The sequence below is a fragment of the Nonomuraea sp. NPDC049378 genome, assembly GCF_055586745.1.
The window spans coordinates 24,936-46,095 of the sequence record NZ_JBVJHP010000033.1 but is presented as its reverse complement, the minus strand read 5'-3'; the positions used below and the strand labels follow the sequence as shown (position 1 = coordinate 46,095).

Sequence of the window (21,160 nt, the reverse complement as noted above, 5' to 3'; positions counted from 1 at the left end):
GTTGGCCCGGCGTTCACCTGCGCGACCTATCCCGGCCGGCTGAGAGCAGCCACCCTTGTTCCAAGCAGGTAGAGACAGATGTCAATATAGACATACGTCAATTTCGATGAACATCTATACGGGAGGGTAGTGGATGGAACTGCTGGAGATCTTGGAGTGCAGCCCGCCGCTGACCCGCGAGCCGCTGGACGCCGAGCAGGCGGCCGGGGTGGCACGGGTGTTCAAGGCGCTGGGCGACCCGGTACGGCTGCGCATCCTGTCGATCGTGGCCAGCCGCGCCGGCGGCGAGGTGTGCGTATGCGACATCACCGACGCCTTCGAGCTGTCCCAGCCCACCATCAGCCACCACCTGAAGGTACTCAAGGAGGTCGGCCTGCTGACCTCCGAGCGGCGCGCCTCGTGGGTGCACTACCGGCTGGTGCCCGAAACGCTGGGCGAGCTGTCGGCGCTGCTGACGTTGCCCGCTGGTGGGCCCGCTGGTGGGCCCGCCAGCGGGTCTGCCAGCGGGTCTGCCAGCGGGTCTGCCAGCGGGTCTGCCGGCCTGCCGGGCGCTGCAGCGGCGGTGTCACGGTGATGTCGGCTCGACCCGCACAGGCCACCGCGCCACCGGCCGGCGTGATCGGCGCTCTGTCGATGCTGGATCGGTTCCTGCCGGTGTGGATCATCGCGGCCATGGGCGTCGGGCTGCTGCTCGGGCGTCTGCTGCCCGGCCTGGACACCGCGCTGGACGCCGTCAAGATCGGTGAGATCTCGCTGCCGATCGCGCTCGGCCTGCTGTTGATGATGTACCCGGTGCTGGCCAAGGTCCGTTACGACCGCCTGAACACCGTCACCGGCGACCGCCGTCTGCTGGTCTCCTCGCTGGTGCTCAACTGGGTGCTCGGCCCGGCGCTGATGTTCGCGCTGGCCTGGATCTTCCTGCCCGACCTGCCCGAGTACCGCACTGGACTGATCATCGTCGGGCTCGCGCGCTGCATCGCCATGGTGCTCATCTGGAACGACCTGGCCTGCGGGAACCGGGAGGCCGCCGCCGTTCTGGTCGCGCTCAATTCCATCTTCCAGGTGGTCGCGTTCGGCGCGCTGGGTTGGTTCTACCTGCAGGTGCTGCCCGGCCGGCTCGGCCTGCCGGGCTCGGAGCTGGAGGTGTCGGCCTTCGACATCGCCTTCTACGTGCTGGTCTTTCTGGGTATCCCGCTGGCCGCCGGTTACGCCTCGCGCAAGCTGGGCGAACGCTCCCGTGGCCGCGACTGGTACGAGCAGCGCTTCCTGCCGCGCATCGGCCCGATCGCCCTGTACGGGCTGCTGTTCACCATCGTCATCCTGTTCGCCCTGCAAGGCCACACCATCACCTCCCAACCGGCCGATGTGGCCCGCATCGCGCTGCCGTTGCTGGCCTACTTCGCCCTCATGTGGGGCGGCGGCTTCCTGACCGGCAAGGCGATCGGCCTGTCCTACGACAAGACCACGACGCTCGCCTTCACCGCCGCCGGCAACAACTTCGAGCTGGCCATCGCGGTCGCGGTCGGCGTCTTCGGCGTCACCTCCGGCCAGGCCCTGGCCGGAGTGGTCGGCCCGCTCATCGAGGTTCCCGTCCTGGTCGCCCTGGTCTACGTCAGCCTGGCCGGCCGCCGCCTGTTCACCCGCAAGGAGCCCACCCGTGCCTGACCGCACCCCCGACAAGCCCAGCGTGCTGTTCGTCTGCGTGCACAACGCCGGACGCTCCCAGATGGCCGCCGGCTGGCTCACCCACCTGGCAGGAGACCGCGTCGAGGTCCGCTCCGCCGGATCGGCGCCGGCCGATCAGGTCAACCCGGTCGCCGCCGAAGCGATGCGCGAGGTCGGCATCGACATCACCGCTGAGCAGCCCAAGGTTCTGACCGTCGACGCCGTACAGGCCAGCGACGTGATCATCACCATGGGCTGCGGCGATGCCTGCCCGATCTTCCCCGGCAAGCGCTACGAGGACTGGAAGCTCGACGACCCGGCCGGACAGGACATCGAAGCGGTCCGGCCGATCCGTGACGACATCCGCCGCCGTATCGAGAAGCTGCTGGCGGAACTCGTGTCGGCCTGATTCTCCGCCGCAGTCCCCGTCGTAATCAGGTGGTGGGCCTGCGTCATGTCCGGGGCACGGCAGGTGATCCAGACGCGCGCACCCGGCCACCCCTTGCTGTCGTGGGTGAGCTACGGCGGCGGGGAGCGGCGGACGGCCGGGTGCAGGGTCGTTGACGATGCCGTGGGCACCCTACGCGTGTTCGGCCGCGCTACATTCCGCGCTTACCTCGGGCCATCTGGTCGGCGAGGTATCCGGGGTGGGGGGTCAGGCCTGGATGCGGGCCATGAGCACGGCGATGTCGTCCTCGGCCGGCGCGTCGCCCACGATGGAGCCGATCACTGCCGCGCACACCCGTTCGAGCGTCGCCGTCTGCAGTGTCGCTCGGACGAGGGCGTCGCCGAGCCTGGCCATGCCCGCGTCGAGGTCGGCCTGCCGCGTCTCGATCAGGCCGTCGGTGTAGAGGGCCGGCAGGGTCCCGGCCGGCAGGTGGAGGTCGTGCGACTGGAAGGTGCCCAGCCCCACGCCGATCGGAGTGCCGGTGGGCAATGACGGGAAGGTCACGTCGCCGGACGGGGTCACGATCGCGGGCGGCGGGTGCCCGGCCGCGGCCATGGTGCAGCGGCTGGTCTGCGGATCGTAGACGGCGTACAGGCAGGTGGCACCCGTGGCGTCGAAGCCGCGGGCGTCGTTCGCCATCAGGTGGTCGAGGTGGGTGAGCAGCTCGTCCGGCGGCAGGTCCAGGTAGGCCAGGGTGCGCACGGCGGTGCGCAGCCGGCCCATGGCGGCTGCGGCGTTGATGCCATGCCCGGTCACATCGACGACGACTAGGGCGATGCGGTCGCCGGGCAGGTGGATGGCGTCGTACCAGTCGCCTCCCACCCCCTCGTGCGTGTCGGAGGGCAGGTAGCGCGAGGCCACCTCGACGTTGCTGCTGCCGCACAGGTCGTGCGGCAGCAGGTCGCGCTGGAGCGCGAGCGCGGTCAGCCGCTCGCGCGTGTACTGGCGCGCGTTGGCCAGGCTGAGCGCGGCCCGCGTGACCAGCTCCTCAGCCAGGAGGAGGTCGTCCCTGCTGAACGGCGCCGGGTTGGAGGTGCGCCCGAACACCGCGACGCCGAGCACGTCGCCGCGCGCCTCCAGCGGAATGACGATCAGCGAGTGCATGCCGGTCGCGTGGATGGTCCGCGCCCGGTCGGGGACCAGGTCCAGCCAGGTACCGGGCGAGGTGTCCAGCACGGGCTCGAAGTGCGGCCGGCGCGAGTGCAGGACCTCCATGAACGGGGATCCCGGCGGCACGAACACAGTCTCCTTGCGCTCCCGGAGAGACTCGGGCACCCCGTCGTGCACCGAGGCCGCGCCGGCCCGGCGGAAGACGGGGATGCCGGCCTCTGTCGCGGCCGGCCGCTGCAGCGGCTCTGCGCCGGGGAGCATCGCGTCCGGAAGATCGACGGTCACGTAGTCGGCCTGACGTGACATATACGGTTACACCGCGTGTACGCGCAAGGATTTTCGGCACGGCCCTGTCCAGGGCCGGGGATCTACCAGAACTTTCGGCCCGCGCCCGCGCCCCGGCACCTACCCGGACCGAACTCGAGGAGCTGCTGTGGAGGCCCATGCAACGGACGCTTTGGCCACAATCGCGAGGTTCGGTTCTTCAGCTCGCCGTCCATGCCGGATGCATCAGGAGCTCAGGCCGGCGCTGATCAGCCAGATGTGTTCGCAGGTCGCGGAAACCTTTGTGCGGCTTCTCGCAAGAGTCTTGCGAAGCGTGGTGGAAGGTCCGCTCGATCATCCGGCTCAGGGCGCGTCAGACGACCTGCGCGGTGGCAGGACGGTGATCTCGGTGGGGTTGACGTGGCGGGGCGGGGCGGCGACGAACGCCTCCGTTGCGACGGTTACGGCCTGTGATCACGCGGCGGCGTCGTCGTGCGCGGTGGCGGCAGACTTCTCACGCCAAGATGCCGCGTCCTGCTCGATCCGGTCCAGTTTGACCTGCAGCCGCTCGAGAGTGTCGGGCCCGAGGTACAGGTGCCCCGGCAGCTTGTCCTGGCAGGTGACCTCGTAGATCAGAGCGGCGCTCTTGACCGGGTCGCCGAGCTGGGTGTGGTTGGCCGTACCGGCCCAGTCCAGGGTGACATGGGCGGGAGTGCCGTCGTAGGCGCCGATGCGGTGCTTGGCGGTGGACAGGGAGCTGGCATCGAGGAAGTCGGTGCGGATGACACCGGGCTCGACGACCATGCACTGGATCCCGAACGGTGCCAGCTCCGCCGACAGCGCTTCGCTGATGCCCGCGACGGCGAACTTCGAGGCAGCGTACATGCTCACCCCAGGCTCGCCCTCGAAACCGGACCGGGACCCGATGTTGACGATCTTCCCGCGACCCGCGGCGCGCATGCCCGGCAGCACGGCGCGGATGAGGTTGGCCAGGGCGAAGACGTTGAGGTCGAACAGGGAGCGCGCCTCGGCGTCGGTGATCTCCTCCAGCGCGCCGAGCAGGCCCCGGCCCGCGTTGTTGACCAGGACGTCGATGCTCCCGAAGCGCTGGGTGGCCGACTCGACGGCCTGGACGATCTCCTCGCTGCGGGTAACGTCGAGCCGGACGCCGAGCACCCGGTCGGACCGCTTGAGATCGTCGGGGAGGCCGGCCGGGTCACGGACCGCCGCCACCACGGTGTCGTCGTGCGCCACGGCGGTGCGGGCGATCTGCAGACCGAGTCCCCGGGAAGCGCCGGTGATGAACCACGTGGACATGTGAACAGCTCCTTCGTGCTGATGGGGAGAACGGGCCGGAACTGGTCGCGGCGCGGTGCGCCCCGCTTCCGGCCTGGCTTCCACTGAACCAGCTCTGAGCAGCGATAACAGGCTCGAATATAGCCCAAGCGATCGGGGGACAAACTGGGCCACCCTTGCGGAGCGGTGCCCTGCGGGAAGCGGCGACACTGGAGGTATGGAGCGTGACCACACCAGCGCCCCGCTCGCGGGGTTCCTGCGCTCGGCCCGCGCCCGGCTCAGCCCGCACCAGGCCGGGATCGACGAGCCGGCGCTGGGCCGGCGCCGCGTGTCCGGGCTGCGGCGCGAGGAGCTCGCCCGGCTGGCCGGAGTGAGCGCGGACTACTACACCCGTCTGGAACAGGGCCGCAGCCGCAGCGCCTCACCCGAGGTGCTCGACGCGCTGGCCACCGCGCTCCACCTCGACGACGCCGAACGCGAGCACCTGCACACCCTCGCCCGCCCGCAGCCCGCCCGGCGCCGTCGGCGACCGCGCCCGCAACGCGTCCACCCCGCCACCTGGCGGCTGCTGGACACTCTGGAGGAGGCGCGCCGGCCCGCCTTCGTCCTGGGCCGCCGCCTGGACGTCCTGGCGCACAACCGGCTCGCCGGACGCCTGATCGCCGATTTCCGGGCCATGCCCGCGGACGAGCGCAACCAGGCGCGCTTCGTCTTCCTCGATCCACACGCGCGCGAGCTGTACGGGAACTGGGCCGCCGTCGCCGCCGACACGGCTGCCATGCTCCGCCGCGACGCCGGCCGCCACCCCGACGACCCCGCCCTGGATGCGCTCGTCGGCAACCTGTCCATCCACAGCGAATCATTCCGCCGCTACTGGTCCGACAACAAGGTCCACCAGCGCACCACCGGCAGCAAGGACTACCACCATCCCCTCGTCGGCGACCTCACCATCACCTACCAGGCCCTCACCCCCGCCGACGACCCCGACCAAACGCTGTTCATCTACGACGTCGAGCCCGGCAGCTCGTCCGAGACCTCGCTGCACCTGCTCGCCCAGTGGAACGAGCAGACCACTGACAACCACCTCACCACGAACAGAAAGGGGTGACGGGCATGCGGACGAAGAGTCGCGTCAGTGAGTTGGACGGGAGCTGCCTGGGGGCCACCTCGAACCCGTCACCGGGCCTCGCCAGGAAACCGCCAGAGGTCTCGCCGCCATCAGGCGGCGGTTCAGCACGCGGCCTCTCATCGGCGCGGTCCCGCTCCCGGCAGGCGGATCACAGCCGGATCAGGTCGGCGACCTCCTCGGGCAGGCCCGGTGAAGTCATGACATGGCCCATCCCGGACACGACGTGCAGTATCGCGCCCGGAATCGCGGCAGCAGGTCAGGGGCGTCCATCCACGCGGCCCGGCCATGGTCGGCCGCGGCCGCCGGGTCGGCAGCCCGCGACAGCGCCAACTCCGGCATCGCCCGGGCGGCCGGCTCGTCGAACGGCCGAGCCGCCCCGTTGAAGACCCGGAACAAGGCCACGTCGGACTCCACACCCAGCGGCAGCCCGGCGGCCAGATGCGCGAGAACCGCAGGCGACGGCGGCGGCAGATCATCCGGGTCGGCCGGCTCCCCGGCCCTAGCCCGTGCCCGCAGGCCAGCCATCCGACCCATCAGTTTCCCGGGCTGATCTCGCGTTCGACCTGGTCACGTCCGCCGAACAGCGCGTGGTCGCTCAGGGCCGCCGAGATGACAGGGGCCGGTCAGAGGTTGGGACCGGTACGGAACCTCACGGCGTGCTTCCTATCCGACCTTGAGGGCCAGCTTCCCGACATAGTGATCCTTCAGGGCACGATGCGCGTCTTCGACCCGCTCCATCGGGAAGGTCCGGGCGACGTGGACCTCGAAGGAACTCGCCTGGACGATCGCGTTCAGCCGATCGGTGGTGGTGCGGCTCCGATCCCCGTCGTAGTAGGACACCGGCGCGCCCGGCGATGTCGCGAGCACGGGCAGGACACCGTTCGGCCAGGCGATCCGTCCCGAGTTGTTGATCGCGCGAAGAGATCGTTCAGCGATCTCGCCTCCCACGGTGACCAGAGCCGCATCGAGCCCGCCCGGTGCGAAATCGAACGCCGCAGTTAACACATCGTCTTTGCGGCCGTCGACGGCGTGGTCAGCGCCCAGCCGCCGGGCCAGGGCGACACCGTCGTCACCCGAGGCCACGGCCAGCACTCGGATGCCGTTGTGCCGCGCCAACTGCACGGCCAGGTGGCCGATACCCCCGCTGGCCCCGAAGACCATGAGCGTCTGGTCCGGCCGCAGGGCGAGCAGATCGAGGCCGCTCAGTGCGGTCAGGGCATCCCAGGCCATCGCGCCGGCCTGCTCCGTCGGCAGCCGATCGGGCACGCGCGCGACGTACTCCGCCTCGACGACGCCGTACTCGGCGTAGAAGCCGCCACGCGGCACCGGCATCGTCGCAGCGTAGACACGCTCGCCCACGTCGAACCGGGTGACGTTGCGCCCGACCGCGGCCACCGTGCCCGCCGCGTCCCAGCCGAGGACATAGGGGAAGGCCGACGCGACGCCGAAGGCGCCGTCGTAGTCCCCCTCGCGCTCGACCGCGTCCCAGGATCCGACCCCTGCGAACTCCACCCGGATGAGGACGTCGTCGTCGCCGACCTGCGGGAGTGGTATCCGGCGCGCTGAGAGTTCGTCGATTCCGCCGAAGCGGTCAAGGACGACCGCGTTCATCTGCGGCGCCACGTTCGCGCCGCCCGCTCTGCGCTCGGCTCTGCTGTCCATCGGCCCTCCATGTTATTTGAGTGAATCAAGCATCATTGGACCACAGCTATTTGAGTGAATCAAATAACTCCGCTAAGCTGGCGGCCATGGCGCTGCCGAACGGCCCCGTAGCCACCTCGTCCAAGGCCGAAGCCGTCTTGTTCGACCTGGTGGACATATATGACCGCGCCTACGAAGCGGCCGCGGCCGAGGTGTCGCTCAGCTCGGCGCAGGCATGTGTGCTCGGGCGACTCGACGAGCGACGCGGCATGGGCGCCCTGGCCGAGGAGCTCGGCTGCGATGCCTCCAACATCACCCAGATCGTCGCGCGTCTCGAAGCGCTCGGCCTCGTGACCCGCGAGCCGAATCCCCGGGATCGCCGCGCACGACTCGTCGCGCGAACTCCCCGAGGAGACGAGACCAACCAGCGGTTCGCCACGGCCTTCACCTTCGCCCGTAGGGCGGTCGGACGGCTCTCACCCGACGAACAGGATCAGTTGACGGCGCTGCTGCGCAAAGCGCTGGGCTGACGCGCACCCGCGGCCGGTAACCATGTTCGGCGTCGTGGGGCTGCTGGTCACGGCGTGCGCGGGGGAGGGCCCCGGCTCCGACGACGCCGCTGCCCGGCCGGCATCGGCTGCCACCGTGCTTCCGCAGAAGTTGTCCGAACCGCCCGCGATGCCGGAGGAGGAGCCGTCTCCTGCCGACGACGCCACGTTGAGCGAGAATCTGGCGTACGAATTGCGCCGCAAGACCCTTGACATGGCCGAGGCCGCGGGCGAGGTCACCGCCCGGTGCCCCCAGAAGGTGGCGTCGAAGAACGGTACCCGGGTCACGCTACCGCGACAGCATCGACTATGCCCTCGGCGTCGTCCACGAAACCCTCGCGGCCGCTGCCGAGGGCAACCCCACTGACCAGCCCCGACTTCCCGAGGAGCGCGCCGTGCCACTGCCGTGGATCCCGCTCGACGACCCGAGTGTGCTGGCCCCGGCCAAGGCCCGCCAGCAGCTCGCTCACGACTGCGCGTTTCTGCCGACGTGGGACGAGCCGACCGACAAGGAACGCGAGGGCTCCCTGCCCGATGCCCGCAACTACCTGGAGTCGGCGGTCAACGCCGGGCTCGTCCCGGCCGTGGAACTGATCGACAGCGGCTGGCGCGCGCGAGCCTGACCAACAGCAACGACGAGATCGAGCGGCAGGCCACCGCCATGGCCACCGCGGCCGCCGACCTCCCGCCACGCCGTGAACATCATCGGCTGTCGGCCAGCTTGACCATCGTATCGAGCAGCGTCGTGTAGACAGTGCTGGGTTCAGCGGATTCCTCCCAGCTCGACTCCTCCCCGGCCGCCGGACTGGTTTCCGCCGCCGGAAAGAACAGCCACCACAGGTTGTGCCACGGGTCGAGGAACCGGGCGATACCGTACCCGCCGTAGAAGGGAGACGCCGGAGTGACGACGGTCGCACCGCGTTCGACCGCTCTGCGCATCGTCTCCTCGGGGTCGGCGACGTACACCTGGGTCAGGGCCGGGGTGAACGGCCAGCCGGTCTTACGGTCAGCGACCATGAGCAACGAGTTGCCGAGTTTGACTTCGGCGTGGATCAGCGTTCCGTCTCCGGCGTAGAAGTCAGGGGTGCGGGCTTCCTCCCGCTCAGTCCCATCAAAGACAGCGACGAGGAAGTCGATGAAAGACGCGGCTCCGTCAACGACAACGAATCCGTTAACGGTGTTCTCACCTCGGGGTTCGGGATCTTGCTTAGTCATCTCCATGCCGCGAGGCTAGAGAGAATTGCGGTCAGCTTCTTGCCGCGATAGCCGGCCCCAGACGACGCCCTGCCGGCTCCTCGGCCGCCCCCATCAGCAGGGCCGGGCCGCTGCACGATCATCGCCTCCGGCACGAACGCGGCCTTGGCACCGCGCAGTGCCCGCAGGAACTTCACCGCCTCCAGCACGCTGCGCTCGGGGGTGCCGGCTTCCAGCTCGATCGCCTCCTGCGCCACCGTCCGCGCGGCCGCGTCCAGCCGCCCGGTCACGGTCTGGAAGAACCCGGTGTTCACCTCCGTGCGGATCGCCTCCTCGGCGACCTGCCGGACCCGGGCCGCGTCGTGGACCACCCCCAGCCGCTTGCGGACGAACGCTCGATGTCGGCTGGCCGACATCGGCGCCGCTCGCCGCAACTCCACCTCGTCGGCCAACCCCAGCGCACCGCGAACGTGCCCGACCACTACCGCCGGAACGTCCCAGACCTTTCGGGAAGTACCCGGGCCGCTGGTATGACTTCAGCCACACCGCTCACGCCCACAGATGGTTCTCATCCTGCGTCCGGCCACGCGCCCACTCGATCTCGGCCACTATCGGCGTGAACGCCTCCGCCGGCTCCCGCGCCGACGCCAGCCTGGCAAGTCCCGGGCGCGCAGTCCGATCAGCCGAGCTCGCCCGTAACCCCCAAGGCCACCACCAACACGACGACGATCGACCGTCAGGTTCCGCAGTGTCCCTCGGCCGTTCCCCGAGAGGGCGCACAGGGCTGTCGTAGGCGGCGATCGGGAGCACGTAGGCCGAGGTCTGCGCGCCGACGGCACGCCCGTTGCCGATCCGATGCGCCTGGGCGGGCTGCGCGCGCATTTACATACATGTGGTATGTATGTAATCTCCTGAGGGATATTTCCAGGAGGAACGCTTATGCAGGCGATACAACAATCGGCGTGGGGCGACACCGAGACCATGGCGCTGGTCGAGGTGGCGAAACCGGCGCCGGTCTTCGGCGAGGTGCTCGTCAGGGTCGTGGCGGCCGGGGTCAATCCGGTGGATGTCTACACACGCCGCGGGCAGGCGTACAACCGGGTGCTCGACCTGCCGTTCATCAACGGCTGGGACGTCGCCGGGGAGGTGGTGGAGACCGGCTACGGCACGCCCCGGTTCCAGCCGGGCGACAGGGTTTACGGAATGCCGTGGTTCCCCCGCGCGGCAGGCGGCTACGCCGAGTACGTCACCGCCCCCGCCCGTCATTTCGCCCGTATGCCGGAGGGCCTGGCCTTCACCGAGGCGGCGGCGCTGCCGCTGGCCGGCCTGACGGCGTGGCAGATGCTCGTCGAGGTCGCCGCCCTCGCCCCCGGACAGCGGGTCCTGGTCGCGGGCGCGGCCGGAGGCGTGGGGCACCTGGCGGTCCAGATCGCCAAGGCCCGCGGCGCGCACGTGACCGGCACCGCGAGCGCCGCCAAACACGCCTTCGTCCGCGGACTGGGCGCGGACGAGGTGATCGACTACACCACGGCCGAGGTGTCCTCCGTGGTGCGGGACGTGGACGTCGTCATCCAGATGTTCGGCGGCCGGGCGGCACTCGCGACGCTGGAATGCCTGCGGCCGGGCGGCGTCCTGGTCAGCGGCCAGGCAGCCTGGACTCCGGGGTTGCACGAGCGTGCCGGCGAGCTCGGCGTGCGCGCCGTGGACTACCTCGTCGACCCCGACGGGGCGGGGCTCGGCGCGCTGGCCGAGCTCGTCGCCGGCGGGCGGCTCAAGGTGCATGTCGACGCGGTGTTCCCGCTGGCGCAGGCGCTCGCGGCCCACGACCGCATCGCCGACGGCCACACCACCGGCAAGATCGTGCTCGCCGTGGGTGAGCCCGCGTGAGACGAGGAGACACGGAGATGTCCGAGAAGCACGTCACGCCGACCGAGGTCGTACGGGCCTACGCACGGGCGAAGAGCCGTGCCGACATCCCGGCGGCGATGCGGTTCTGTCACCCGGACGTCGTCTTCGAGACGATCGCCCTCCGGGCCGTCGCGACCGGCTGGGACGAGGTCGCCCGGCAGAACACCGCCTTCCTGCGCGCCTTCCCCGACTACGGCGTGGAGTTGGAGTACCTCGTCGAGGCCGGTGAGCTGGCCGTCGGCGCCGGGACGGTCCGGGCCACCATGATGGAGAGCCTGGTGGGGATCGAACCCACGGGCAGGTCCTTCGCACTGCCGTTCGCCTGCCACTGGACCGTGCGGGACGGGCTGATCGCACACGAACGGTTCTTCTTCGACTTCCATCAGATGTGCGAGCAGCTCGGACTGTCCACCGAGGCCTCGGCGGCACAGTTCACCGCCTGGCGCGAGCGTGCGGAAGAGGCGGCGCGATGACGACGTACGTGCTGGTTCATGGTGCTTGGCACGGCGGCTGGTGCTGGCGCCGCGTGGCCGCGCGGTTGCGGGAGGCCGGGCACGAGGTCCACACCCCGACGCTGACCGGCCTCGGTGAGCGCGCCCACCTGGCGGGGCCCGAGATCGGCCTGCGGACGCACGCTGACGACGTCCTGGGCCTGCTGAGGTACGAGGATCTCCGGGACGTCGTGCTCGTCGGGCACAGCTACGCCGGTCTCGTCGTGCGCGAGGCCGCCGACCGCATGCCGGAACGCGTCTCCCGCATCACCATGGTCGACGCCTGGGCGGGCCGGGACGGGGAGTCACTGGACGACCTGGCCCCCGCCTTCTTCCGCGACTGGATCGAATCGGTCACCGTCGACGGCCTGATCCCGCCCGCCCCCGCGGCCACCGTCGGCGTGACGGAACCGGACCAGGTCGCATGGCTGGAATCCAAGCTGACGTCCCATCCGCGGCGAACATTCTCCGAGCCGGCCCGGTTGTCCGGGGCCGTCGACGCGATCCCGTGCCGCGCCGTGCTCTGCACACCCGGTGGCCCCATGCCGTTCGCTCGGATCGCCGACGAGCACGGCTGGGCGGCCACGGTCCTGGACGCCGGCCACGACGCCATGGTCATCGCACCGCGCGCCCTGGCGGACGTCCTCCTGCAGGACGCATGCGGCTCCTGACCCGATGCCAGGAACGAAATCCCGTACAGAAAGGTGCGACGTGGCCGAGGTGAAGATCGGTTACCTGCTGCCGACCCGCGACCGTGCCGCGGGCGGTGACGACGACCTGGCCCGGCTGATCGAGCTTGCCCGCCACGCCGACGTACTCGGGTTCGATTCCGTCTGGACCGGAGACAGCCCCCTCACCCGGCCCCGCGCCGATCCCCTGCTCCTGCTGTCCGCTGTCGCCGTCGCCGCACCGCGGCTCACGATCGGCACCGCGACGATGCTGCCCGCACTCCGGCATCCGATCCTGGTGGCGCACCAGCTCGCCACGCTGGACCGGCTCGCCGGCGGACGGCTGATCGTCGGGATGGGAGCCGGATTCCCCACCGCCGGCACCCAGGTGCAGTTCGACACGATCGGCGTCCCCTTCCGGACCCGCTTCAGCCGTCTCGAGGAGTCGATCGAGGTGATGCGGCGGTTGTGGAGCGGTAAGGACGTGTCGTTCACCGGCCGGCACTTCGACTTCAGCGGGGTCACTCTCGCGCCCGCTCCGGCCCGTCCCGGCGGCCCGCCGATCTGGCTGGCGGGAAGCGGCGAACCCTCCCTGCGGCGGGTGGCCCGCCTGGGCGACGGCTGGTTGCCCTATCCGCCCGACGTCGCCGACTACGCTCGCGAGCGGGCGGCCGTCCACCGGCTGGCGCCCCGTCCGGTCACCGCCGCCCTGTACGCGACACTCTGCCTTGACGACGATCCCCAGCACGCGCGCACGCTCCTGCGCAAGAGCATCGAGCGCTACTACAACGCCCCGTTGGAGACGGTGGAGAGAATCCAGGCCATGTTCGCCGGCCCTCCGGCGGACGCCGCCGCCTGGCTGAACCACTACATCGGGGCAGGGGCCGGGCACCTCGTCATCCGCCTGGCGGCCGGCGACCACCACGCGGCCGTGGAACGGTTCGCCGCCCGTGTCCTGCCCCTGCTCGACGTGTGAGGGCGACCGGCCACGGCTCGTTCGGGACGCCGGCGCCGCGTACGTTCTTCTATCCTCGGTTCAGATCGGGAGGATAAGGGTGACAACGAACACAAGCGCGCGCCGGAGCCAGCAGGAACGCACCAGGGCGACCACGGGCGCCCTGGTCGCGGCGGCTCGCGAGCTTTTCATTGAGGAAGGTTTCACCGCCACCTCCCTGGACGCGATCTGCGCCAGGGCCAAGGTGACGCGCGGCGCCTTCTATCACCACTTCAGCAACAAGGAACACATCTTCCGCGAGGTCTACGCCGCCGACCAGAAGGAGCTTGGCGCCACCGTCCGGCAGGCGTTCCGAGCCCAGACAGATCCATGGGACGGAGTGTTCGCGGGCTGCCGCGCGCTGCTGGAAGCGTCCTTGGAACCCGCCGTCCGCCGGATCACCCTGCTGGAGGCGCCGGGCGCGCTCGGCTGGTCCGCCATGCGCGACATCCAGGCTGGATGCAAGGACCAGATGCGGCGCGGGCTCGCCATCGCGGTCGAGGCCGGGTGCATCTCCGAACGGCCGCTGGATCCCTCCACCTCGCTGCTGTACGGCGGGATCTGCGAAAGCGCCCTCGACATCGCGCGCGCCACGGACCAGCGTGCCGCGCTGGACGACTCCCTGGCGGAACTCCGCCGGGTGCTCGCCGGCATCTCCGGCCGTTCGACCGCGGGCTGCGCCCACAAGGAGCCTTCCGGCACTGCCGTTCCTGGCGTACCTGACCATCGATGACCTCGACCGCGAAGCCGACTCGCGCGGGACGATGCGGCTGCCCGGCCGCATCCTCGCGGCGGCGCGCAGCGCCGACTGGAACAGAACCGCAGCCAAGGCCGCCCCTCTCGTCGACCTGGGCGCACGGCACACCGACGCCGCCTCGTTCGTGAACCTCTTCGTGGCCGCCGAAGGCCACGACGCGGACCTGGCCGAGGAGGCGGACGTCGACACGTCTTGGCTCCAATGCCGTTTGGATAGGAAAGGATCATGGTCTCGCCTGTGTGGTCGATGGCGTGGGCAGGAGTGCGACCGTCGGTGGCCCTGCGTATCGGATGCCTTTGCCGGAGGGGCGTCGCTCGCGGTAGCTGCTCGTGCGAGAGCGTTTGACGGCTCGCGGGCAGGAACGGTGGCGGCGGTGCGGATCAGCGTGCATAACGCCCAGTGCGTGAGCAGGAAGGCTCAGATCTCCTGACAGGCCAGCTCGGGGGTGCGGGAGCGCAGGATCCGGCCCGGCCCGCGCAAGTGCGTCCTGAGCTGATCGATGCCGGTTTCGGCCTCCCAGCGATCATGGTGGCAACGGGCCAGCTCTTCCTGCGATCGGCGCAGGCCGGTGGGTTGGGTGATGACGGCGAGCCAGGACCCGTCGGCCAGGTCACGCAGCCAACACGGGCGAAGCCCGGCCTGGACACGCCAGAGCAAATGCGCGCCACTGCGAACGGGCCTCGTTCCAGGCGGGAAAGCTGTAAAAGCCGCGGTCGGCGGTGAGCGGCATCTCCTCGGTCAACACCGGCTCTCCCAGTCGCCGGCGGTGCCGCGGTGCTCGGGCGCCACTTCGCCGCGCGGATAGTAGGTGGTGTTGCCGGCCTCGGCGTAGCGGCGAATCAGCTTCAGCGCCTCGATCGCCGGCTGGTAGGCAATGTTGTTGCCCCTGAACTCCAGGGTGGCCAGCAGCGCGATCAGGCCACGCCGGTAGTGATTGGTGCAGGAGGCGCGCAGCGTGGTCTGCACCGTGGTGCGGTAGGCCGGGCTCTTGGTCTTGAACTCGTGCACCAGAGCGCGCAGCGTCTGCTCGCCACCGCTCACGGCCGGGAAGATGACCGCGCGGACGGATCGTCGGGGTGGTCCAGGGCGGTATCGGCGACCTTGAGCCGTCAAACGCTCTCGCACGAGCAGCTACCGCGAGCGACGCCCCTCCGACCAAGGCATCCGATACGCAGGGCCACCGACGGTCGCACTCTTGCCCACGCCATCGACCACACAGGCAAGACCATGATCCTTTCCTGCCTGAACGGCATCGGTCTTGGCTCACCCCCTGCACGATCTCGTACGGCGGGCGGCCGCGGCCGGTCACGGCGAGCACAGCATCACGGCTCTCACCGAGGTGTTCAAGATGCCGGGTGAGGGCGGCCCGGCTCAGCGGTAGGAGTCGATGAGCCGGGCGAGGTGCCGACCGGCGATCTCCAGCGGCGCCTCGCTCTGCGCCACCTGTGCCGACAGCTCCGCGCCCTCCAGCAGGTTGATCACAGTGTGCGCGAGGTCGTGCGCCACGTCGGCGGCGAAGCCGGAGCGCTCCAGCTTCTCGCGGACCAGCCTGCGCCAGTTTTCGTAGGCGTCCTCCGCGGCCTGCTGGATCTCCGGCTCCCGGCCTGCGCTCTCCAGCGCCGTGGTGGTGACCGGGCAGCCGTCCAGCCACCCGGACTCGCGCAGCCCGCTCGCCAGGTCGCGGGTGCAGGCAACCATCGCGGCGGCGGGGTCGTCGTCCCGATCGAACGCGGCCCGCAGGAACTCGGCGAACTCACGGTCGCCGTGCCGGACCGCCTCGATCGCCAGCTCCCGCTTGCCGCCTGGGAAGAAGTGGTAGACCGAGCCCAGGGTGGCCTTGGCCTCCTGGGAGATCTGCTTGAGACCGGTCGCCTCGTATCCCTGCCGCTGCATCAGGCGAGAGGTGGTCCGGACGATCCGCTCCCGGGTGCCGAGCTCGTGCTGGGTTCGCATGGTTCCCATCGTACTGGATAGAGCGTTCGTTCTAATGGTCTGCTACGGTCGTGACTAGATAGAGCGTTCGTCCTAGTGATGAGGAGTATTCAAATGGAGTCCGTGACCGTGATCGGGCTGGGCCCGATGGGACATGCCATGGCCGCCGCCTACCTCGACAACGGCTACGAGGTGACCGTGTGGAACCGCACCGCCGCCAGGGCCGATGACCTGGTGGCGCGGGGCGCGAAACGGGCGGAGTCGGCCGGTGCCGCGCTCGCCGCCAACGAGCTGGCGGTGCTGAGCCTGACCGACTACGACGCGATGGACGCCATCCTGGCGCAGGCACCCGAGGCCGCGCTGGCCGGCCGTACCCTGGCCAACCTCACCTCCGACACCCCGGACCGGGCCCGCCGGGCGGCCGCGTGGCTCGCCGAGCGCGGGGCCGTGCAGATCACCGGCGGCGTGCTGGTGCCCCCGCCGGGCATCGGCACGCCGGGCGCGATGACCTACTACAGCGGGCCGAAGGACGCGATCGAAGCGCATCGGGCCGCCCTCGAGGTGCTGACCGGGATCGACTACCTTGGCGAGGACCAGGGGCTGGCCGCGCTTTACTACCAGATCGGGATCGACATGTTCTGGACGGCGCTGGCAGGCTACCTGCACGGCCAGGCGGTCGCGGAGGCCAACGGCATCTCGGCGGCCGACTTCCTGCCGCGCGCGGTGCAGACCCTGGACCTCCGCTATTTCCTTGAGTTCTACGCGCCGCGCATCACTGCGGGCAACCACGAGGGGGACACGGACCGTATCTCCATGGGCGCGGCGAGCGTGGAACATGTACTGAAGACGACGCGGGCGTCCGGCGTGGACGGCTCGCTCCCGGCCGCTGTCCTGGAGCTCTTCCGTCGGGGCGTCGCCGCAGGCCACGGCGGGGACAGTCTCACCAGCCTGATCGGCGTGCTGCGGCAGCAGCGCTGACGGCACACCGGCCAGGCCTGTCGTGGCGCGCTCAGCGGACCTGGTCGTAATGTGGCGATCTCGCCCAGCTTGTAGGCCTCCTGGTGGGGTGAGCGCCCACTTCGTCGCCGGCGGGCCGTCGTCGAATGGGCGCCCGCCGTCGGCGATCTCGGGGAAGATCATGAAATGTGGCGCGGACACTGCCTGGCGGGTGCGCTGGTCGGCCACCGAGCGTGCTCTGATCGCGGTGCACGAAGAGAGCGGCTACTGCGAAGCGACCGGCCCGGCGATCGATGCCCGCAACCGTGACGACCGCTGGCTCTGCCAGCTGCCCGAGGGCCATTTCGGCGCCCGCAGCTGGCAGATGCCCAGCATCACCACCGGCCGCGTCCCGTCGTCCACGCTGCCGCAAACGCATGCTCGAGCGACCCCTTCGACACTTACGGCGGAGGGGTCCCGTCCGTGCCTGGCATTCAGTAGAAGTCGTGCTGCCCCGTATGCCCTTTGATGAGCATGCACAGCTGCGGGTCATCGATGCCGGCGGGATCTTCGCTGGGGGCGTTCGGCTGTGCAGCCCCCGGTAGATGGTCGTCGTCCAGGACGGAGAGACGCACGTCACACTTGGCTGCCGTCACAGGTCGCCGGGCTGCTCTGTCTGAGAGGGGCGACAGTGAAACACGCTGGGAGCTCACCATGGATGCTCGTTTGAACTTCTTCGGCAACCAGGTTGCAGGCAAGTCCCTGAAGCAGCTCGTCGCGGCGGGCAAGGTGCTCGCGGACTCGACGCTGCCGGCCGCGACGCGCGAGCTGGTGATGCTCCGCGCCAGCCAGATCAACGGCTGTGCCGTCTGCGTCGACATGCACACCAAGGACGCCGTGCACGCCGGGGAGAGCAGCCCGCTGGTGACCACCAGCCCGGCCGGCACGGATAACGAGCACGGCGCGGCCTGACGCTGTCTCGCGTCAGTCGTCCGGCCGTGCACCGATCGCCGCCCCGGTTCCAGAACCGGATTCCCCTACAACCCGTAAAGGAAGAGCTCTCATGAACCTCGCCCTGTGGATCTGTGCCGGATTGCTGGCCGTTGTCCTCCTCACCGGTGGCGTCGGCAAGCTGATCGTCCCTCGGGAGAAGATGGCCGCCATGCGCGGTGCGGGTTGGACCGCGGACTTCAGCGCCGGGTTCCTGAAGGTCCTCGGGGCCATCGAGGTCCTGGGGGCGGTGGGGCTCCTGCTGCCCGCCGTGACCGGTATCGCGCCGGTTCTGGTGCCGGTGGCGGCGGTCGGTGTGGTGGTGCTGATGGTCGGTGCGACGGTCACGCACCTGCGCCGTGGTGAGGCCATGTCGGCCGCGGGGAACCTGGTCTATCTCGCCTTGGCCGCCTTCGTGGCGTGGGGTCGCTTCGGCCCCGCGTCCTTCATCGGCTGATCGGGGTGCAGCCAGGGGCCGCACGTCGACATCGTGGACAAGACCGTGGACAAGACCGAGGACGGGCCCGAGGGCGGGGCGGGGATAGCCGCAAGGCCGACGGAGCCGGGCGGCCGGCGTATCGGCGGGTGTCAGTGGGCGCTACCGGATCAGAGTGTCTCGGCCGAGGTCCGGGTCCGAGCGCAGTTGCTCCCGTTGCTCCTCGGAGAACGCGGGTCGACGTCGCCCTCATTCACCACCACCGGTCAGGACTGTACCAACCGTGGCAGAAGTGATCGGCAACGACACATTCCCGTATCAGCGCAGGCCAGGCACTGCCCTTCCGGGCAGGCACCCCCGCAAGGAGGAAGTTCATGGACGTAACGAACGACAGTGGCCGCCGAGCTCTGGTGGTCGGGCTGGGTATCAGTGGGATCGCGGCAGCGCTGCGGCTACGGCAGATCGGCTGGAAGCCGGTCATCATCGAGCGGGCTGCCGGGCGGCGCTCCGGTGGGTACTTCATCGCGCTGTTCGGCGCCGGCCGGGCCGCTGCCCAGCGCCTGGGCATCCTGGACAGGCTCACCGATCGCGGTGCGGACGGGGCCGCCTACGACGTCAACCGGGTCGGCAGGCGCCGCGCCGGGCTGGGTTTCAAGGACTTTCCCGGCCGGCCGTGGATGATGACACGAGGAGACGTGGAAGCGGCCGGTTTCGCCGCGCTGCCGTCCGATGTCGAGATCCGTTACACCACTGTGCCGACCAGGATCGAGCAGGACGCCGACGGGGTGAGCGTCACGCTGGCCGACACCGCCGGCGGGACCCCGATGACCGAGCGCTTCGATCTGGTCGTCGGCGCGGACGGGCTGCGCTCCACGGTGCGGCAGCTGGTGTTCGGGCCGCACGAGAACTACCTGCACCGGATGAACTACATGGCAGTCGCCTTCCAGCTGCCCAGCGCGATCCCGGGTCACGACCAGATCGATTCGGTCATCCTGGCCGAATCCCGGCGGTCGATGTGGATTTTCCCGTTCAAGGATCGTCCGCCGACCGTGTTGCTGAGCTACCACACCGACGATGTGGATGCCGAGTTCACCCGGCCGAAGGCCGAGCGGGTGCGCGAGGTGTTCGGCCCGGAGCCGGCAGGCCCGGCCTTGGGCGCGGTGCTGGACGCGCTGGAGTCGGCCGAGGATGTGCTGTTCGACTCGGTGGAGCAGGTGCACATGGACAGCTGGCATCGCGGCCGGGTGGTGCTCGTCGGTGACGCGGCCTGGTGCGTGACCCTGTATGCGGGGATGGGCGCCTCGACCGGGATGGCCGGGGCCGACCTGCTGGGCACCATGCTGGCCCGCCACAGCGACAGCGTGACCGAGGCCCTGACGCGATGGGAGCAGCAGTTGCGCCCCTCCATCGGTTACCTGCAGGGCAACGGGATGCAGATGCGCAGCCTGTTCGTCCCGGCCACCCGTTTTGAACTCGCACGGCGCAGGATAATGCTGCGGGTGAGCAAGATGCCGGTGACCTCCCCGTTATTCCTTTGGTGGCGGACCAGGAGCAAGGCGGCACGGATGAAGGACGCGGACTTCGCCCACCCCGCCCCGGCTGCGCCCGTCCGTGTCCCCGCCTGAGGGCACGATCGATCGGTGGCACGGCCTTGAGGCCGGCGGAACAAAGCGACCAAGCCGCCCGGAGTCCGGGACCCGGCCACCATGGACAGCCATTCGAGCAGACAGGTGCGAACCGCGAGGTGCCGAGGGTGTCGAGGCCGTGGGCGGGCAGGCAGATGGGCTCCGCGAAGAGCCTCGATACGCGAGTGGGGAAGGGTCGTATGTCGGGTTCAACGGATGTGAAAGAGGCCGTCGGTTACCGGCCGCTGCTGTTTTCCATCGCCTACGGGATGACCGGATCCGTGGGCGATGCCGAGGACATCGTGCAGGACGCGTTCCTCGGCCTGAGCCGGGCGCACCAGGAGGGGACTGTGATCGTCAATCCGAAGGCGTACCTGACCACGGCGGTGACGCGGCTGGGCATCAACTACCTGAGCTCGGCGCGGGTGCGGCGGGAGACCTACGTCGGTGACTGGCTGCCTGAGCCTGTCGTCGTGCCCGCCGACAGGCCGGGGCCGGCCGAGCAGGCCGAACTGGCCGACTCGCTGTCGATGGCGTTCCTCGTGCTGCTGGAGGCGCTCTCGCCGGTGGAGCGGGCGGTGTTCATGCTGCGTGAAGTGTTCGGGTACGGCTACACGGAGGTGGCGCGGATCACCGGCAAGAGCGAGGTGAACTGCCGGCAGATCTTCGCCCGCGCCCGGCAGCGCATCGCCGCCGGAGGGCAGGTGGCCGACAGCACGCCGCCCCGCGAGCGACGGGCGGAAGGCGAGAAGCTCGCCCGCCGGTTCTTCGAGGCCGCCGCGGGCGGCGACATGGACGCGCTGCTCGGCATGCTCGCGCCAGACGTGGTGCTGCACGGGGACGGTGGCGGCAAGGTTCAGGCCTTCGGAAAGCGGCTGGCCGGGCGGCTGCCCGTCGTGCGGCTGCTCCTCGGTGTTTTCCGCCGGGCCGGGATCTTGGGGGTCTCCCTCCGGCCGGCCTGGGTCAACGGCCGGCCGGGCGCTGTCAAGTTCGACGCCGAAGGCCGCGTGATCGGCGTGATCGAGCTCGACATCGCCGACGGCGTGGTCAACGCGATCCACTCGGTGGCCAACCCGGACAAGCTTGCCCACATCGGGATGAAATCAGATAGGGCGTGAGTGCCGGAGG

The 21,160-nt window shown here is 69.9% G+C and carries 27 protein-coding genes; 18 read left to right on the top strand and 9 right to left on the bottom strand.

Translation table 11 applies throughout. The features are described from left to right. Positions 1-133: 133 nt before the first annotated feature. The 3 genes from ACZ6SA_RS44865 to ACZ6SA_RS44855 are packed head-to-tail and all read left to right on the top strand — an operon-like array spanning position 134 to position 2,074. Positions 134-574: an ArsR/SmtB family transcription factor gene (locus tag ACZ6SA_RS44865; RefSeq protein WP_465835273.1), complete on the top strand. Its 441-nt coding sequence runs from the start codon at positions 134-136 to the stop codon at positions 572-574. Beyond that, positions 574-1,665 carry an ACR3 family arsenite efflux transporter gene (arsB, locus tag ACZ6SA_RS44860; RefSeq protein WP_465835271.1) on the top strand — a complete coding sequence of 364 codons (1,092 nt, stop codon included), beginning with the start codon at positions 574-576 and terminating at the stop codon, positions 1,663-1,665. The genes ACZ6SA_RS44865 and arsB overlap by 1 nt, the downstream gene beginning before the upstream one ends. After that, positions 1,658-2,074 (top strand): arsenate reductase ArsC, encoded by a 417-nt coding sequence (locus ACZ6SA_RS44855; protein ID WP_465835269.1) that lies wholly within the window; start codon positions 1,658-1,660, stop codon positions 2,072-2,074. The genes arsB and ACZ6SA_RS44855 overlap by 8 nt, the downstream gene beginning before the upstream one ends. Before the next feature lie 246 nt (positions 2,075-2,320). Here ACZ6SA_RS44855 and ACZ6SA_RS44850 read toward each other — a convergent pair whose 3' ends face one another. Continuing rightward, positions 2,321-3,529: a PP2C family protein-serine/threonine phosphatase gene (locus tag ACZ6SA_RS44850; RefSeq protein ID WP_465835267.1), complete on the bottom strand. Its 1,209-nt coding sequence runs from the start codon at positions 3,527-3,529 to the stop codon at positions 2,321-2,323. 432 nt (positions 3,530-3,961) lie between these two features. Then, complete coding sequence (locus tag ACZ6SA_RS44845; protein WP_347648620.1) at positions 3,962-4,804, bottom strand: SDR family oxidoreductase; 843 nt, start codon at positions 4,802-4,804, stop codon at positions 3,962-3,964. A gap of 196 nt (positions 4,805-5,000) precedes the next feature. On the opposite strand from ACZ6SA_RS44845, the gene ACZ6SA_RS44840 reads away from it, so the two are divergent. Then, positions 5,001-5,891, top strand: coding sequence for a helix-turn-helix transcriptional regulator (locus ACZ6SA_RS44840; RefSeq protein ID WP_465835265.1), 891 nt, complete (start codon positions 5,001-5,003; stop codon positions 5,889-5,891). A 216-nt stretch (positions 5,892-6,107) separates the two neighbouring features. Here ACZ6SA_RS44840 and ACZ6SA_RS44835 read toward each other — a convergent pair whose 3' ends face one another. After that, positions 6,108-6,437, bottom strand: a complete 330-nt coding sequence (locus tag ACZ6SA_RS44835) for a hypothetical protein (protein ID WP_465835263.1) — start codon at positions 6,435-6,437, stop codon at positions 6,108-6,110. 138 nt (positions 6,438-6,575) lie between these two features. Continuing rightward, on the bottom strand, positions 6,576-7,574 hold the full coding sequence (locus ACZ6SA_RS44830) for a quinone oxidoreductase family protein (RefSeq protein WP_465835261.1): 999 nt from the start codon (positions 7,572-7,574) through the stop codon (positions 6,576-6,578). Positions 7,575-7,660: 86 nt separating this feature from the next. On the opposite strand from ACZ6SA_RS44830, the gene ACZ6SA_RS44825 reads away from it, so the two are divergent. Together ACZ6SA_RS44825 and ACZ6SA_RS44820 are read left to right on the top strand one after the other, a co-directional pair. Beyond that, on the top strand, positions 7,661-8,083 hold the full coding sequence (locus ACZ6SA_RS44825) for a MarR family winged helix-turn-helix transcriptional regulator (RefSeq protein WP_465835259.1): 423 nt from the start codon (positions 7,661-7,663) through the stop codon (positions 8,081-8,083). Between the two features lie 413 nt (positions 8,084-8,496). After that, the gene (locus ACZ6SA_RS44820) at positions 8,497-8,724 is read left to right on the top strand and encodes a hypothetical protein (protein ID WP_465835257.1); all 228 of its coding nucleotides are present in this window, start codon (positions 8,497-8,499) and stop codon (positions 8,722-8,724) included. Between the two features lie 79 nt (positions 8,725-8,803). On the opposite strand, the gene ACZ6SA_RS44815 is transcribed toward ACZ6SA_RS44820, so the two are convergent. Together ACZ6SA_RS44815 and ACZ6SA_RS44810 are read right to left on the bottom strand one after the other, a co-directional pair. Next, the gene (locus ACZ6SA_RS44815) at positions 8,804-9,322 is read right to left on the bottom strand and encodes a VOC family protein (protein ID WP_465835255.1); all 519 of its coding nucleotides are present in this window, start codon (positions 9,320-9,322) and stop codon (positions 8,804-8,806) included. Continuing rightward, the gene (locus ACZ6SA_RS44810; protein WP_465835253.1) at positions 9,313-9,747 is read right to left on the bottom strand and encodes a hypothetical protein; all 435 of its coding nucleotides are present in this window, start codon (positions 9,745-9,747) and stop codon (positions 9,313-9,315) included. The genes ACZ6SA_RS44815 and ACZ6SA_RS44810 overlap by 10 nt, the downstream gene beginning before the upstream one ends. Positions 9,748-10,234: 487 nt before the next feature. Between ACZ6SA_RS44810 and ACZ6SA_RS44805 the strand changes: the two genes are divergently transcribed. The 5 genes from ACZ6SA_RS44805 (at position 10,235) to ACZ6SA_RS44785 (ending at position 14,089) form a co-directional block, all read left to right on the top strand. Continuing rightward, entirely contained in the window at positions 10,235-11,182 is a 948-nt protein-coding gene (locus tag ACZ6SA_RS44805; protein ID WP_465835251.1) for an NADP-dependent oxidoreductase, read from the top strand. A gap of 17 nt (positions 11,183-11,199) precedes the next feature. Then, positions 11,200-11,676 (top strand): ester cyclase, encoded by a 477-nt coding sequence (locus tag ACZ6SA_RS44800; RefSeq protein ID WP_465835249.1) that lies wholly within the window; start codon positions 11,200-11,202, stop codon positions 11,674-11,676. Then, positions 11,673-12,365 carry an alpha/beta fold hydrolase gene (locus tag ACZ6SA_RS44795; protein ID WP_347648609.1) on the top strand — a complete coding sequence of 231 codons (693 nt, stop codon included), beginning with the start codon at positions 11,673-11,675 and terminating at the stop codon, positions 12,363-12,365. The genes ACZ6SA_RS44800 and ACZ6SA_RS44795 overlap by 4 nt, the downstream gene beginning before the upstream one ends. 40 nt (positions 12,366-12,405) lie before the next feature. Further along, positions 12,406-13,338: an LLM class flavin-dependent oxidoreductase gene (locus ACZ6SA_RS44790; protein WP_465835247.1), complete on the top strand. Its 933-nt coding sequence runs from the start codon at positions 12,406-12,408 to the stop codon at positions 13,336-13,338. A gap of 79 nt (positions 13,339-13,417) precedes the next feature. Beyond that, a complete protein-coding gene (locus ACZ6SA_RS44785) occupies positions 13,418-14,089 on the top strand; it encodes a TetR/AcrR family transcriptional regulator (RefSeq protein ID WP_347648607.1) in 672 nt (223 codons plus the stop codon). A 441-nt stretch (positions 14,090-14,530) separates the two neighbouring features. Here the strand turns inward: ACZ6SA_RS44785 and ACZ6SA_RS44780 are convergent, their stop codons facing one another. Beyond that, on the bottom strand, positions 14,531-14,770 hold the full coding sequence (locus tag ACZ6SA_RS44780) for a hypothetical protein (RefSeq protein ID WP_465835245.1): 240 nt from the start codon (positions 14,768-14,770) through the stop codon (positions 14,531-14,533). Between the two features lie 81 nt (positions 14,771-14,851). Then, positions 14,852-15,154, bottom strand: coding sequence for a hypothetical protein (locus tag ACZ6SA_RS44775; protein ID WP_465835243.1), 303 nt, complete (start codon positions 15,152-15,154; stop codon positions 14,852-14,854). Between the two features lie 217 nt (positions 15,155-15,371). Between ACZ6SA_RS44775 and ACZ6SA_RS44770 the strand changes: the two genes are divergently transcribed. Further along, positions 15,372-15,494 carry a hypothetical protein gene (locus ACZ6SA_RS44770; RefSeq protein ID WP_347648604.1) on the top strand — a complete coding sequence of 41 codons (123 nt, stop codon included), beginning with the start codon at positions 15,372-15,374 and terminating at the stop codon, positions 15,492-15,494. Here the strand turns inward: ACZ6SA_RS44770 and ACZ6SA_RS44765 are convergent. Continuing rightward, positions 15,485-16,066 carry a TetR/AcrR family transcriptional regulator gene (locus ACZ6SA_RS44765; RefSeq protein ID WP_443156856.1) on the bottom strand — a complete coding sequence of 194 codons (582 nt, stop codon included), beginning with the start codon at positions 16,064-16,066 and terminating at the stop codon, positions 15,485-15,487. The two genes, ACZ6SA_RS44770 and ACZ6SA_RS44765, sit on opposite strands and share 10 nt — an antisense overlap. A gap of 93 nt (positions 16,067-16,159) precedes the next feature. Here ACZ6SA_RS44765 and ACZ6SA_RS44760 point away from each other — a divergent pair, with 93 nt between their 5' ends. From ACZ6SA_RS44760 to sigJ, 6 genes are all read left to right on the top strand, one after another. Beyond that, positions 16,160-17,023, top strand: a complete 864-nt coding sequence (locus ACZ6SA_RS44760; RefSeq protein WP_347648602.1) for an NAD(P)-dependent oxidoreductase — start codon at positions 16,160-16,162, stop codon at positions 17,021-17,023. A gap of 88 nt (positions 17,024-17,111) precedes the next feature. Next, positions 17,112-17,510 (top strand): hypothetical protein, encoded by a 399-nt coding sequence (locus ACZ6SA_RS44755; protein ID WP_465835239.1) that lies wholly within the window; start codon positions 17,112-17,114, stop codon positions 17,508-17,510. A gap of 185 nt (positions 17,511-17,695) precedes the next feature. Then, positions 17,696-17,953 carry a carboxymuconolactone decarboxylase family protein gene (locus tag ACZ6SA_RS44750; RefSeq protein WP_465835238.1) on the top strand — a complete coding sequence of 86 codons (258 nt, stop codon included), beginning with the start codon at positions 17,696-17,698 and terminating at the stop codon, positions 17,951-17,953. A 91-nt stretch (positions 17,954-18,044) separates the two neighbouring features. Then, on the top strand, positions 18,045-18,428 hold the full coding sequence (locus ACZ6SA_RS44745; RefSeq protein ID WP_465835236.1) for a DoxX family protein: 384 nt from the start codon (positions 18,045-18,047) through the stop codon (positions 18,426-18,428). Between the two features lie 353 nt (positions 18,429-18,781). Continuing rightward, positions 18,782-20,032 carry an FAD-dependent monooxygenase gene (locus tag ACZ6SA_RS44740; RefSeq protein ID WP_465835234.1) on the top strand — a complete coding sequence of 417 codons (1,251 nt, stop codon included), beginning with the start codon at positions 18,782-18,784 and terminating at the stop codon, positions 20,030-20,032. Between the two features lie 200 nt (positions 20,033-20,232). Next, the gene (gene sigJ / locus ACZ6SA_RS44735) at positions 20,233-21,150 is read left to right on the top strand and encodes an RNA polymerase sigma factor SigJ (protein ID WP_347648598.1); all 918 of its coding nucleotides are present in this window, start codon (positions 20,233-20,235) and stop codon (positions 21,148-21,150) included. The last annotated feature ends 10 nt before the right edge of the window (positions 21,151-21,160 follow it).